This window comes from Candidatus Ozemobacteraceae bacterium (assembly GCA_035373905.1).
In the GTDB taxonomy this organism is placed as follows: domain Bacteria; phylum Muiribacteriota; class Ozemobacteria; order Ozemobacterales; family Ozemobacteraceae; genus MWAR01.
The window spans coordinates 185,492-200,049 of record DAOSOK010000002.1; the positions used below are offsets into that span (position 1 = coordinate 185,492).

Here is a 14,558-nt window from a genome sequence, read left to right on the forward strand (position 1 = left end):
TACCACGACACTCATCCCGTATACTCGCATACTCGATGCCGTTCGTGCTGAGCTTGTCGAAGCACAAAAGCTCTCGCCCTTCGACAAGCTCAGGGCGAACGGCTGTGTCATGTCAGGTCGTATACGATATATTTCGAATGCGATAATTGTCGCCTCATATATGAGACGAGTATGATTCTCCGAACGGATCCCGCAACAGCAAGCACAGGCACAAAGGAAAAACGAACGCTTCCTTTGTGCCTGTGCCTGCTGTTGCGGCGAACCCGGGAACTCTTCAGCGCTTCGAGACGATTTCGAGGGTGTCTTCGGCGATGACGAGTTCTTCGTTCGTCGGGATGACGAGGTTGCGGACCTTCGCGTTCGGCGTCGCGATGTCGCCCTCGGCGCCGCGCCAGGTCTTGTCGTTCACGACCGGGTCGATCTCGATGCCGAGCCAGCCCAGTTCCTTGCAGACGATGCTGCGCACGATCGGGCTGTTCTCGCCGACGCCGGCTGTCCAGACGAGCGCATCGCAGCCGTTGAGCACCGCTATATATGCACCGATATATTTCTTGATGCGGTGCGAGTAAACGTCGAGCGCCAGGTTCGCGCGCTCGCTGCGGGTTGGCCACCCCTCCTCGAGGTCGCGCAGGTCGCTTGACTCGGCGCTGATGCCGAGCACGCCCGAGTGTTTGTTGAGCAGGTTGTCGACCTCGTGCGGGGTCAGTTCATACCGCTTCATGATGTGGAGCATGACCGCCGGGTCGATGTCGCCGGAGCGGGTTCCCATGATCAGGCCTTCCAGCGGCGTGTGGCCCATCGACGTCTCGACCGACTTGCCCTTGTCGATGGCGCACATCGAACAGCCGTTCCCGAGGTGGATGGTGATCAGCTTCAGTTCCTCGAGGGGGCGTTTGAGCAGTTCGGCGGCGCGGCGGGAGACGAACCGGTGGCTCGTGCCGTGGAAGCCGTATCGGCGGATGCGTTCCTTCTCGTAGAAGCTGTAGGGGATGCCGTACAGGAAGGCTTCCGGTTTCATCGTCTGATGGAACGCGGTGTCGAAGACGCCGACCTGCTTCAGGCTGGGCAGAATTTCAGAGACCGCTTCCACGCCCTTGAGGTTCGGCGGGTTGTGAAGCGGCGCGAAGACGATGCAGTCGCGGACGGCCTGGAGAACGTCGTCGGTCAGGAGTACGCTGCTGGCGAACTTGTCGCCGCCGTGGACGACGCGGTGTCCGACGGCTTCGATCTCGTTCAGCGACGTGACGACGCCGTTGTCGGCGCTGATCAGCAGGTCGAACACCTTCCGGATGCCGTCCTTGTGGTCGAGGATCTCGGTATTGATCGTGACCTTGGGGCCGTTGTCGCCCTTGCGGTGGACGATGTTCGAGCCGGCGATGCCGATGCGCTGCACGAGGCCCTTCGCCATGACGCTCTTGTCGGCCATGTCGAACAGCTGATACTTGAGGGAGGAGGAACCGCAGTTGAGTACAAGAATTTTCATTCGTTCGTCACCTCTGGGAAATGGCGCCGGGAGCGCTCAGTTCGCGAATGGACAGACCGCTGCCCTCGATGCGCCGGCCGTCGGGGCCGTAGCGGTAGAAGCCGCGGCCGCTTTTGATCCCGTAGAGGCCCGCGCGGACCATCTTGCGGATCAGCTTGCTGGGCAGATACGCGTTGTCATTGGTCTCGTGGTGCAAACTTTCCATCCAGGAAAGGAGGGAGTCGACGCCCATCTGGTCGGCGAGGGCGAAGGGGCCCATGTTGAGCCCGAAGCCGAGCTTCATCGCGTTGTCGATATCCGCGCAGCTGGCGATGCCTTCGTTGAGCACCTTTGCCGCCTGGTTCAGCATGGGCAGGAAGACGCGGGTCGTGACGAGGCCGGGATACTCGTAGACCTGGATGACGGTCTTGTCGAGCATCTTCGCGAAACGTTTCGCGTTCTCGAGAGCGGCGTCGCTGGTCTGTGTGCCGCGAGAGACTTCGACGACGGGGGTCTTGCGGACGGGATTGAGGAAGTGCATGCCGATCAGCCGCTCGGGGTGCTTCATGCCCGCCGCCGTGTCGGTGACGGTGATCGTCGCCGAATTCGTGATCAGGAGCGTCTCGACCGGGCAGATGGCGTCGAGCTTGGAAAACAACTGGCGTTTGCCTTCGAGCCCCTCCGGGATCGTTTCGATGACGTGGCTTGCTTTCGCCGCCTCCTTCAGATCCGTCGAGGTGCGGATGCGATTCAGAATCGACTTCTTCTCGCCCTCGGTAAGCCCCCAGCGGGCGATTTCGGAATCGAGCGCCTGCGTGATCCTGACCAGGCTGTCCTCGAGCTTGTCCGCCGCCTCATCGATCAGCACGACGTCGCAGCCGGACATCGCAACGGCCTGCGCCAGTCCCTGTCCGACAGGGCCGACGCCGAACACCACGACCAGTTTCTGACTCATCATTCTTCTCCTGATGCGAGTAACCACTGTCTAACGACAGCCGGGCTGTACCCCGGCAAAAGCGACTCAATGTACCAGCCCTTCGAAGAGAAGTCAAACATGGAAAAACACCGAAGGCTGACGGGCCTTCGGTGTCTGGACAAGGTTCGGGAAACGGGTCAGTCGTTGTGAATGCTCCGGAAGCGAGCTTTCACGGACTGGACCGCCTGCACCTGCCGCCCGGTGAGAATCGTGCGGTTCGGGTCGCGGAGAACGTTCGTGCCGCAGTGAATCTCGCCCATCGAGGCGTGATACGGCTCGTCGTCGATGAAATGAACGGTGTTCCCCTGGGCGCGGAACCGGGCCTCGATGATGCGGTCGAAGCTCGGGATGTGGCAGGCCGGCACCAGCAGATGGTTGCGCACGACGGTCAGGTTCACGACCCCGGGCAGGAAGGCGCAGCAGCCGGTCGGCCGGGTACCCCCGCGGCCTTCGTACAACGACGGCCAGGCCACTTCCGCGATGTCGCGGTCCGGGTCGTTCGCCGCAGCGCGGATGAACTGCTTCAACTCGCCGACGTTCTTTTCGATGATGTCGCCGATCGCCCGGTTCAGAGTGACGAAATCGCCCTCTGCCGTCCCTCGGCCGGCGTCGGGATCGTCGAGCCGTTCGTTGAGAACGCGCTTCACCCGGAGCAGGAACTCGCGGTCGGAGCGGTTCAGACGGTCGAGCTCGCCGTCCTCGATGTTGGTGAGAAGTTCGAGCGCGTAGACCGGATCGGCCTTGACGATTGAGTAGCCGCCGGGAGCGTGGGGGGTGGGAATGAAGGAAATATATTCATCGATATGCCCGACCGTCAGCCAGCGCGTGTCGGGGGTGGCGAGTCGGCCCGAATACCCGAGCTTCTCGAAGAAGGCTTTGCAGGAGGCGGTGATCGTGTTGCCGGCGACCATGATGTCGTCGAAGGGCGTCACTTCGAGGTTGCCGCCGTAATCTCCGTGCGACATCTGGGTCGCCGGATTCTTGAAATAGACGAGGTCCCACAGGGTGGCGAGAGCTCTCGGCAACCCGGCGAGGCCGCGCCCGCGATTGCTGTCGAAGACGGCCTGCACGCGCTTCCCGTCCGCCCAGGCGGAGCACAGTTCCATGCAGTCCTGCATCCAGATGTCGCTCGATTTGAAAGTCGGGTTGATCTCGACGTACCGGGCGGCATCCTCGGCGCCGATTCCGAGATCCTTCACGGGATCACCCCCGGACGTTACGATGTGCAGCTTCAGCCGGTCGTTCTCGGGCAGCCGGTCCTGCTCGTTGATCTGCTTGACAACCTTGAACAGGTCCTTCACGAACGGCCCGTTCCCATAGGTGTACACCACGAGCAGCTTCTGCGGAACATGATTGTTGTTCACCAGCTGGATCCGTTCGACCTTGTCCGCCGTCGGCGCCGCATCGGCAGCCGGCGCGACCAGGCAGGAAAACGCCGCAAGAGTGACCCCCAGGATCGTGCGCAGATTCATTCGTTCGTTCCTTTCCCGCGACGTGCATGGCACGGCGTCTTTGTTCTCACATACGTACAGTATACCTCGAATGAAGACGATGTGCATCGGTTCGTGTTCACGAGAATGGCCGTGATTCGCAGAGGCATTTCGCTGAAAAAAACCTGCTTTTCAAGATTTCATCTGCGAGATCTGCTTGGTCGGCGTCATCTGCGGATCGGATCTCAACGCAAAACACGCATACGGATGACACCATCTCCTCGTCTCATATGTTAGGCAACAGCTATCACGAGGAAAATAGAATTCTCCAGACCGACATGGCACGGTCGTTCGCCCTGAGCTTGTCGAAGGGCGAGTGCATTCGTGCTTCGACAAGCTCACCACGAACGGTATCGAGTATGCGGGTGATTGTGGTGGTACGTATGAGACGAGGAGATGAACCACGAGGTTGTGAAAACGATGCGCATGCCCTACGCCAGGAAATCCTGCAGGGAGGCGACGAACTCGTGGCGGCCGAGGGTTTCGAGAGCTTCCTTCAGGATCTGTCTCGCCCGTTCGCGGGAGATGCCCATGCGGCGGCCGATTTCGGCGAGGTTCGGGACCTCGTCGCGGAAACCGTAATACAGTTCGACGAGCTCGCGCTGGCGGTCCGGAAGGAGGGAGATTGCTTTTCGACATGCCTCCGATTTCGCCTGCTCGAGCGCGATTTCCTCAGGCGACAGCTGGCGCCGGTCGGCGAGGAAATACTCTGGGGCGGTTTCTCCGGTATCGTCATCGGACTTGTTTCCCGCCTCGAGCGAAACCGGTGTCTGCGTGATCCGGATGATCTCGAGGACTTTGTCCTCCTCGAGATCGAGGACCTGGGACAGCTCGCGCAGGGTCGGTGGACGGAGAAGTTCGGCCTCGAGCTCGCGCATGCTGCGCCGGATCTTGTGCGCGACCGCGAGCAGATGGTGCGGGACGCGCACGACCCGACCCTGTTCGCTGACCGCTTTCTGCATGTAATATCTGATCCAGTATGCGGCGTAGGTCGAGAATCTATAGCCAAGCGTATAATCGAACTTCGCGACGGCCTTGATCAGGCCGATGTTGCCTTCCTGGATGAGGTCCATGATGCTGAGCCCGCGGTTCGAATACCCGGCGGCGATGCGGGTAACCAGTTTCAGATTGGCCGTCAGCAGAAGCTCGTTTGCGTCACGGTCGCCGGCGATCCTGCGGGCCAGATCCTGCTCTTGCTGCCGCGTCAGGGGTTTTCGCGACAGCTCGTCGAGATACATCTCGACGAGCGTGTGGCGCTTGATCCGGTCGGCGCGCGCGATGTTCAGCCGCTTCTCGGCGAGGACGTCCTCGAACAGTTCCTCGCTGATGGTGCCGATTTCCCATCCCGTTCGGTAGTGGCATTCGTCGCAGCTCCGCTCGCCACAGGTGACGGCGAGTTTTGCCTCCATGCCGCGCGGCTCGAAAAACTTGAAGCACCGGATGATGCGTCGTTCTCGAACCGGGCAGCGCGGGTTCGGGCAAGGCAGCACTTCCCAGCAGAAGCGCATGCCAGGTTTGCCCGAGATTTCGGGAAGAGTCTCCGCCGTCTCTCCGGCAGATCGGGAGGGCTCCGGCGCCTCTTCCGGTTTGGCTGGCGGCAGGGGAGAGGGAATGACCGATTCGGGTTCGGGCGGCTGATCCGGTGGGAACAGGCTTTCCCCGATCAGCCCGATCTCCCAGCCCATCCGGTAATGGCAGGTCGAGCATGGGGCGTGGGGACAGTCGTCGACGCTTTCCGTGCCGTTCTCGCCGAACCACTGCCAGCATCGTTTGATCCGGTTTCGGCGGACGGGGCAGTCGGTCCGGTCGCAATGAAAGGCTTCGTAACAGTGCATCGCTCAGTTCATCCGGACGATGCGGGCCGGAAGACGCCGGCTCTCCGGGCGGTCAGGCGGGAACGGGCTTCGGGGCCGGCGCCGCGGGCGGGGTCTCCACGGGGAGGAGAGAGACGCCGCCCAGAATCAGGGCGGTTCCTGCGTATCCCGTGAGCGTCATCGTCTCGCCAAGCCATAGCCACCCGATGATGATTCCCGCGAGCGGTTGTATATTCAGCGTCACCGCCATGATACCCGCGGGCATGTCGATGAGAACGAGATTCCAGAGGGCGAATCCGAGGGCGGTGCAGATCAGACCGAGAAACAAAATGGCCAGCACGAGCCCGGGACTCCATTGTATCACATGGCCGGCGCCGATTTCCCAGGCCGCGAGAGGAAGCGTGAGGCCCGCGCCGATGAGGCTGCTGAGCGCCGTGGTCCACATCGCCCCGATCCGCCGCGACACCGGCTTGCTGATCACCGTGTACACCCCGCCCAGCGCCACCGAGAACAGGACGAGAATGTCGCCGAGCAGTTCCCCGGCGCCGACGATCTCCTTCCAGAGCGTCGCCGGGTCCTTGCCGCCCAGCAACAGCAGGAACGTGCCCGCCAGCGAGATCGCCAGCGCCGCCATCGTTCTCGGGTGAAGCCGCTCGGCGAGAAACATGCGCGCGAGAAGCACCAGGATGATGGGTTCGAGGGTGATCTCGATGGCGGCTTTCGTCGCGGTCGTGCGCTGGAGACCCCAGAAGTTCAGCAGGAACGCCAGCGTGATGCCGAGGGCGCCGACCAGCGTCACGCCGAGCCAGTCGCGCCGGGAGATGCGAGGGAGGGGACGCGGGGCGACCAGCAGCAGAACGAGACCGCCCAGCAGGAATCGCGACATGAGAAGCATGGCGGGGGGCATGAACAGGAGGGCCCATTTCGCCACGGCATACGAACCGCCCCAGACGAAGTTCATCGCCAGGAGCAGGAGGATTCCCGTGCGGCGCGACATGTCAGGCCGGGGTCGGATGGTGGCTCATCGCTTCCTCGGCCTCTTCCTCGGTCAGCTTGAGGAACACCGATTCGAGATCGGAAGTGTCGGAGCCGGACTGGATGCGCAGCGCCTCGAGCGTGCCGAGCGCGATCACGCTCCCGCGGTTGATGATCCCGATCCGCGAGCAGAGATCCTGCGCGACGGACAGCGTGTGCGTGGTGAGAAAGATCGTCTTGCCCTTCTTCACCTGCTCCTTGAAGATGTCCTTCACCAGTCTGACGCTCTTGGGATCGAGGCCGACCATCGGTTCGTCGACGATGATGATGTCGGGGTCGTGCAGGAACGCCGAGCACATCGCGACCTTCTGTTTCATGCCGTGAGAGAAGCTTTCGATCAGCTCGTTTCGCCATTCCCAGAGCTTGAACAGCTTCAGCAGCTCCTCGCTGCGCTGCTTCCACAGGTCATCGGTGAGAGTGTACAGGCCGGCGACGAACTCGAAATACTCGAGCGGCGTCAGCTTCTCGTAGAGATACGGCCGGTCGGGAATATATCCGATGCGCCGTTTCGCCGCGTCCGGGTCTTTCGCCACGTCGTGGCCGGAGATGCGCACCGAGCCGCAGGTGGGGATGATGATGCCCGTGATGATGCGGATCATCGTCGTCTTGCCGGCGCCGTTGGGGCCGAGAAAACCGAAAAATTCGCCGGGCATGATGTCGAGCGACGTCGGCTTCAGCGCCTCGAAATCGCCGTAATGCTTGCCGATGCCGGTCAGGGAGATGGCGGGTTCATTCTGGTTCATAGCGTTCGATTGTGTCCCGTGCCCGCATCAGCGGCACGATCGTCCAGAGCGCGCTGCAGAAGATCAGCAGAACGAAGGAAAGGAGGATGAGGAGCCGGCTTCCCGTGCCGGCGATCGGATAATAGCGATAGAAATACATCCTGAACATGGGGTAGGCCTCGAGCACGAGCAGGTTCATCACGTAGAGCGCGCAGCTGATCATGAAGACGAAACCGCCGAACGAGCCGGATATCTTGAGGGGGTTGTCGGCGTCGAACCGCGCGAAGACCGTGCCGAGTCCGATGGCGAGGCCCGTGATGACGATCGACATCATGAAGACGTTCAGGAAGCTGATCAGAAACAGATACGAGGTGGTGACGGCGAATATTCTGTTTGATATAAAACACAGCAGGAGGCCGAGCGCCATCATCGGCACGAGATACAGAATGAACTTGACCTGGAGGAGCCGCGACGCCGGAACGGGAGATGCCTTGACGGCCCAGAACGCCCGTCCCTCCATGCTGATCGAAGGGTAGACGAAGCGCATCGCGACGGCCGCCATGATGAAACCGATGAAGGGACCGTTGAAATAGACCATCGTATCGTTGATTTCCCCGGAATACAGCGAGGGAAGGTCTTTCAGCGGCAGAATCGTCAGGTTGTACCCGTAGACGAAGATGATCGCCGCCATCATGAAGATCTGGGAAAAGATCGCCGGATCGCGGAAGAACACCGTAATCTCCTTCTGCCCGATGACCCGGAACTCCGGCGAGGCGAACCTCAGGGGGATGATGAGCACCCGGCGCAGCCACTCGAGGCCCAGGACCTGGTTCTCGACGGCTTCGAGGGAGATCTGCCAGCTTCGCCGGTAGAACGAGCGTGCAAGGACGTGCATGATGAAGAGGCCGATTCCGAGCAGAGTCAGCAGGGGAAGCAACTGCCTGAGGCTGACGAGCGGATCGCCCTCGAACAGGGTCCGCGTCGCGGTGTGCATCCAGGCGCTCGGCCCGATCTTCGTGAGCGGGTTCTGAAGATTGAGAATGTAGTTCGAGACGCTGCCGAAATAGCTTGGGTTGAGCAGTTTCTCCGGTTCCATGTATCGGAAGAAAAATACCATCGCCGCCAGCACCATCACCGAGAGAAACTGGAACACCTTGCGCATCTGCCTGATCGGGAACAGCGTCGCCAGCGAGAGCGCGAGAAGCCCCCCGACCAGGTTGGGCGCGAGAAGAAAGAAAAAGATATATAACGGGTAGATCAGATACGCCCAGAGGGGCGCCTGGGCGGCGGTGGCGAACGCCAGGAAGACGGGAAGGAAAAACGCCGCGGCCATCCAACTGCTTTCCCCCACCATCAGGACGAACCGGGACCAGAAGATGCGGGCGGAGGGGATCGGCGACGACATCAACAACCGGATCTCGTCGTCGAGATAGAACGAGGAGAACGCGGCGATGACGCTGCTGAAGACGATCATGATGAACAGCGCGAGATACAGCATCTCGAGCAGTTTCGACACCAGCAGGCCGCCGATCATCGGGCCGATGACCGCCCCCAGCATCGGGGCCTTCGAAACATAGGCGAGAAATTTATATAATGCAAAATAAATAATGAACGCCGTGAAGACGCCGCCGCCGGCGAGAAGGGCGGCGAACCTGGCGCCCCGTTTCCGGACGCTCTGGACGAACGCCCGATAGGTCGGGAAAAGGAGGGAGTTCGGATTCATCGACGACGCGTCACCAGGGCAGGGGGTGCCAATCGGGATCCGGCTGGGGGGGAATCGCGAACCGGAGCTCGCTAGACGTTCCCGCGGATTTCAGGAGCCCGAGCCGGAGACCGCGCTCGGCTGGGTCGTCGCCCTGCGCGGACTCTGGACAGACGAGGGCGTGAAGCGCCCGGAGGGCTTCCGGCCGGAAGGAGTCGGGCAGACAGGTGCGGCCGATGACGGCGGTGCGCGCCTGCCATCGGAGCCCGGCCGTGATCTCCCGGATCGCGCGGGCGTGGTCGAACGCCATCTTCGGAGGGTCGAAGAGCGGGAACCAGGAAGCTTCGTCGGCGTCGTCGGAGCCGCGCGGGGAGAGGTCGGCCCCCGAAACGAGCGCCCCGTAGACGAGGGTGATGCACCGCGCGCGCGGGTCGCGGCCCGGCTCGCCGCAGGCGAACAGGGGCGCGAGAGGAATTCCGGAAATGCCCGTCTCCTCCTGCAGTTCGCGGGCCGCTCCCGTCAGGGGCGACTCGTCCATCTCGAGAAAGCCGCCCGGCAGGGCGAGACAGCCGGTGAACGGCTCGTGCCCGCGCCTGATCAGCAGGATCTCGATGCGTGTGAAAGCGAGGTCGGGGCGGAGAACGACGGCGTCGACCGTGACCGTCGGCCGTGGATACTCATACGTGAATGTCATGGCGGTTTTCAGACGTCCAGTGTGATGAGAAAATTATCGATGGCTCGCTGGTCGAACAGACCGGCAAGCCGTTCGGCGCCGAACTCGAGGGTGGGAACGGTTCTGATGCGGGCGTGACCCCAGAGCAGCGAGTCTTCTTCGACTTTTTTGAGGGTTTCGGGATCCTTCAGGGCGTTCAAAAGCGGCAGTGTGTCGATTCCGTTCAACTGAAGGTGCTCCACGAGCGCTTTTGAAGTGGAGATGTCGACGCTGTCCCGAAAAAACACCTTGAAAACGCCCGACACGTAATCCGTCAGGCCGAATCCTTCATACAGGCTGAGCCCGCGCAGCGCAACCTGGGACGACGACGGGGACGGCGGCTTGTTGATGACGATACCGAGTTTGTGGCCGATGGCGTGAAGTTCCGACCAACGGGCATCGCTCCAGAACTCACGCCCCAGCAGCCCGGGATTTCCCGGCGGGTTGGCCCCGATACCGACCAGTTTCACCTGGAACGGCTGCTCGCGCCGTTTTCTCTCCAGCAGCTCCCAGCCGAGATAGGAATAGGGACACGTGAAATCGAAATAGAAAGTCAGCGCATCACCCGCCACCGCCACACTCCTCCAGCCATCGGCAACACTCGGAATCGGCGACCGGAATCCCCGTTCGCCGTCATGAGTCTATCACAGGAAAATCGAACGAAACGCACCTTTTTGGCAGGACGCGGCCATCAGTTGCCGCCGCCTGCCCCGACCTCGACATGCTTCTTCGTGCCGCTGAACGCGTGAAAATACACGTCGACCGCCGTATTATACCCGTTCGTGAAGCCCCGGAAGCCCTCTTTCAGCTTCTCGTTGGCGTCCACCCCGAAGATCTTCACGCGGGGAAGCTGGTCGAACACCTTCGTCAGGTTCTCCTTGATCTTTGCGCCGTCGTCGGTATCGTCTGAATCGCCCCCGTCATCTCCGCTGCCGCCCATGTTCTCGAGCGCTTCGGCGGACTTTTCCTGTAGTTCTCCGATCTTGTCGTAGTATTCCTTCGCCTTTCCCAGATTGTCCTGGAACTCGGCCAGCGTGGCCCCGATCTTCAGCGCGAGCGCCTTCGCCTCGGTGAAAATCTGGCCTTTCTCCTGGGTTTTGAGGGCGATGCTTCCCACCGACCAGACCGACATGTTGATCCCGATCCAGGTGCCTTTCACGAACTCGCGCGTGTCTTCACCCAGCGATGTGGTCAGCATCGAAAATTCGGCGGTCCCGCCGTGCAGGCCGTTGTCCAGCACGGACAGCGTCTCGAAAGTGACCGGATCGACCTCCAGCCATGCGAGACGCTCCTTGCCCGCGATCGTTGCCGGCTTCGACAGGAAAAACAGAATCTTTTTGTTTTCCTTCACCGCCTTGAGCAACCCGGCCGGGAATGTGCCCGCCTTCTCCAGCTGCTTGAGCAGACCGCTGCGGTCCGGCCCGACCGCGATGGCGAGAATCTCCGCGTCTTTCGGGGCGTTCCGCCACACGTCGAGATACCCCATTCTGCTTCCTTCCGGCAGAAGCTGAGACTCCAGGCTCGACTGGAAGAGGCCGTTCAGCAGGAAATACGTTTTCCGCAACTCGTCGGCACCCGCGTGAATCTCGTTGAACGGCTGGAGAAGATCGATCGACGTGGACACCTGGCCCGCTCCGTCTCGCTCCGAAACCACGACGATGCAGCGCGGCTTCCTGATGCGGCCCAGGACCAGCCCGGCCGGAACGAGGCCCGTGTCGAAGGCCGTCTGGCCGGCGATGAGTCGGTACAGGATCTGCCGGTTGTGCCATCGCACCGCGGTGAACGGTTCCGGCTGCTTCACGCCGGCATACGCGGCCTTGAACGCCTCGGACAAGGCTGACGCCGCCTTCGCGGGAAGGTCGGGGAGGTTGATCCCGAGGGTGATCAGGAACCTCTCGGGCTTCCGCTCCCCGGCCAGGTCGATCGTGTGGATGCAAGGCCGGTCGAGGCCGCCGATCTCGACCCGGATCGCCGTGATCCGCCCGACATGCTCCAGCATTTTCTCCCCGGTCATGACGCCTTCCGGTGTCGTCAGGACCGCCCCGTATGCGGTTTTCCCGCCTGCCGTGACGGGCGCGAACGCGAGATCGACCGCGTCGCGGCTCAGAGTGTCGAGTCGCAGCGAGGTCTGCAGCATGCGCAGTTCGGTCGCTTTCTTGCCGCCGCCCCCGCCCAGGGCCGACCCGGCATCGCCCGCGGCAGCGTTGACAGAGCCGTCGGACGATGGTTCGTAGACCGCCGTGACGGTGATGACGGCCGAACGGCCGGAGGACGCGGAGCTGACCTTCGCGGCGTCCTTCGGCGGATACACGAAGCCCGAGAGCTCGGCGATGTCACGCATAAACGGGACGACGAACGTTTTGCGGCCGTTCGCGCCGTCGTCATACGAGATGCCGATCGGCACGGATTTTTCCTTCTTCACGTCGAAGCCGAAATACTCGGACAGGGCCTGTGCGCCGGCGTCTGTGAACTCCAACGGCTCGAGGCGCGGCGACAGCCCGAGCTTCGCCAGGAGCGCCACCGCGAGGTTGGCGGTCGCGCCGATGTCGCCGAATCCCTGCGTGACCACGCTTTCCGGGCTTGCGTCAAAGGCGGTCACCCGGTCACCGTTTGCGTTTTTCGGGATGCAGGTGATCGCCGACAACAGATCCAGAACCTGCTGCACGTTCGTTATGTCGCCCATGGCGCGCAGTCCGAATGTGCCGATCGGCGGGACGATCGGCCCGTCGAAGCCGTCGTTCGTCTCGAGTCTGATCACGGGGGTGGAACGCCGCTTTCCGTCCAGTGTCGCGTAGGTCTGGACCGCCGCGTTGACGGCGTCATCGAGAAGGCGGGTGAATGGAATCTCCCGGTCCGGCACGGCGACCCGATAGGCGATCAGCTCGGGAGACGCGAACGCGCCCCGGCTGACGGGAACCTGGATCTTGTCGTTGAAGGGGGACTGGAGGCTCCAGTTCGCGAGATCCGTGCCCGGATCGTCGAAGATCACGACGGCACGCCGATCCTGCCCTTCGAAGACGCCGAACCGGTTGCCGATGCCGAACACCAGCCTGTCGTTGGCCCGCGAGGGGGGCAGAAGGTCCTTGCGGGACGCGCCGCCCCCGCCCAGCCCGATGCGGCCGGCGACGGCCTTGGGATCGGCCTTGTACGACCTGCTGACCAGGGCGAAATACTGCTGCGGAATCACCGTGCCGGCGTTCCCCGGCTTGTCGGCGAAGGTTGCGTCGAGCAGGACGCAGCCCTTGAGGATCGTCTTCGTATCGCCCGTTTCATCCGTGACGGTCACTCCGGTCGGAACCTGCGTGAGCTGGTTGATCCTGACCGTGAAGAGATCCCCGTCGAACTCGGCGATGGGGGCGGGGGCCCCGTAGGGTTTCCCGTTCGTGACGGGGATGACGGCGCTTCCGCTGGCAAGATCGAAATACAATTCCGATTGATATGGATCGAGCGCGGCGGGGATTTCGTAGGACAGCCGGATCGGGTTGTTCGATGAGGGGGCCAACAGGACGGGATCCCGGAACCCGAGCGGCATGAACCCCGTGACGTCGCTGAGGCCGGCCATCAGGTCTCCCGCGGCGGTGGGATATCGCAGCAGGATTCGCCGGGCCGGATCGATGTTCAGCAAGGCCTGCACCCGCGACTCGAATGAGCCTTCGATCACCCGGAACCGCGCCCCGTGCTCCGTCTCGAATCGGTCGAGCTTCGATTCGAGCCCCGTTGCCGTCACGACGAGTTTGAACGTATCGGAAAGATCTGCCGGCCGGGCGGTCGGCAATTTTTCCAGTTCGAGCCATTTGTCCGGCAGTGCGCCCGCGATCGGCATCTGGATGTGTCCGTATTCCGTGTCGTAGAAATGAAGAGACTGCTGCGTGAATCCGTCGTTCTGCGCCGGCACCTGGAAGATCAAAGCCCCTGCCGCTGTCCCGCCCGCCGGGATCTCGATCGACGGGTCGCCGTGCCGGGTAACGGGCGTTTCGACGAGCCATGTCGCCTTCGAAGCTGGATACAGGCCCTTCGCGCCGAGGCCGAGATAAAAGTGTTTGAATATACTTGGAATGATATATGGCGTGTTCTTCTCGGTCCGGTTTCGGAGTTCGATCTCGAAGGCGACGAACTGGAACCCGTTTCTTCGCGCGTCGAGACCCTTCAGCCTGTCGAAATAGGCGGCCCGTTTGACCGTCATCTCCATGGCTTTGTTGCTCGTCGTTCGGCCGATCTCCGTCCGGGCGCAGATTGAGGTGCCGGTCCCCTCGAGGGGTGCGCCGCCGACGGTGTGTGCGGTGGGCGCGTCGTGCAGAAGAGCCTTCTCGCCGGTGGCGATTTCCACCGCGTCGGGCTCCATCGGCGTGCCGGCCTTCGCCGGGGGCGTGAAGGTCGCCTGGTCCTGGGCCTTGTATCGGAGCGTTTCGCCCCGGGCTGTGGTGTACGATATCTCGATCGCGATCGGGACGAGTTTCGACTCGACGGGTTTCTCGAGACGTTCCAGCAGGGCGGTCAGCTTCTTCGCGATCTCGTCCGTCGATTCGCTGATGACGTATTCGCCGTCCGTCGCCTTCGCCGCATCGGCGAACACCGTCTCTTTCGCCGGCGTCGAGATGCCCATGCCGATCCAGAGAACGAAGATCCCCTTTTCCCTGATGCGTGC

Annotated in this window: 10 protein-coding genes; all 10 read right to left on the bottom strand. The window is 62.2% G+C overall.

Annotated elements, in window-relative coordinates; genetic code table 11:
- Nucleotides 1-274 precede the first annotated feature (274 nt).
- Nucleotides 275-1,483 carry an acetate kinase gene (locus tag PLU72_01715; GenBank protein HOT26873.1) on the bottom strand — a complete coding sequence of 403 codons (1,209 nt, stop codon included), beginning with the start codon at nucleotides 1,481-1,483 and terminating at the stop codon, nucleotides 275-277.
- Nucleotides 1,484-1,490: 7 nt separating this feature from the next.
- Nucleotides 1,491-2,417, bottom strand: a complete 927-nt coding sequence (locus tag PLU72_01720) for a 3-hydroxyacyl-CoA dehydrogenase NAD-binding domain-containing protein (protein HOT26874.1) — start codon at nucleotides 2,415-2,417, stop codon at nucleotides 1,491-1,493.
- 158 nt (nucleotides 2,418-2,575) lie between these two features.
- Nucleotides 2,576-3,910 (bottom strand): protein-arginine deiminase family protein, encoded by a 1,335-nt coding sequence (locus tag PLU72_01725; GenBank protein ID HOT26875.1) that lies wholly within the window; start codon nucleotides 3,908-3,910, stop codon nucleotides 2,576-2,578.
- A gap of 449 nt (nucleotides 3,911-4,359) precedes the next feature.
- On the bottom strand, nucleotides 4,360-5,763 hold the full coding sequence (locus tag PLU72_01730) for an RNA polymerase sigma factor RpoD/SigA (GenBank protein ID HOT26876.1): 1,404 nt from the start codon (nucleotides 5,761-5,763) through the stop codon (nucleotides 4,360-4,362).
- A gap of 52 nt (nucleotides 5,764-5,815) precedes the next feature.
- Nucleotides 5,816-6,739 carry a DMT family transporter gene (locus tag PLU72_01735; protein HOT26877.1) on the bottom strand — a complete coding sequence of 308 codons (924 nt, stop codon included), beginning with the start codon at nucleotides 6,737-6,739 and terminating at the stop codon, nucleotides 5,816-5,818.
- 1 nt (nucleotide 6,740) lies between these two features.
- Nucleotides 6,741-7,520 carry an ABC transporter ATP-binding protein gene (locus tag PLU72_01740; protein HOT26878.1) on the bottom strand — a complete coding sequence of 260 codons (780 nt, stop codon included), beginning with the start codon at nucleotides 7,518-7,520 and terminating at the stop codon, nucleotides 6,741-6,743.
- Complete coding sequence (locus PLU72_01745) at nucleotides 7,507-9,222, bottom strand: hypothetical protein (protein HOT26879.1); 1,716 nt, start codon at nucleotides 9,220-9,222, stop codon at nucleotides 7,507-7,509. The genes PLU72_01740 and PLU72_01745 overlap by 14 nt, the downstream gene beginning before the upstream one ends.
- Before the next feature lie 10 nt (nucleotides 9,223-9,232).
- Entirely contained in the window at nucleotides 9,233-9,895 is a 663-nt protein-coding gene (locus PLU72_01750) for an NUDIX hydrolase (protein HOT26880.1), read from the bottom strand.
- 8 nt (nucleotides 9,896-9,903) lie between these two features.
- Nucleotides 9,904-10,485, bottom strand: coding sequence for a DsbA family protein (locus tag PLU72_01755; protein ID HOT26881.1), 582 nt, complete (start codon nucleotides 10,483-10,485; stop codon nucleotides 9,904-9,906).
- A 119-nt stretch (nucleotides 10,486-10,604) separates the two neighbouring features.
- Nucleotides 10,605-14,558: hypothetical protein (locus tag PLU72_01760; protein ID HOT26882.1), on the bottom strand; the 3,954-nt coding region annotated here is incomplete at its 5' end.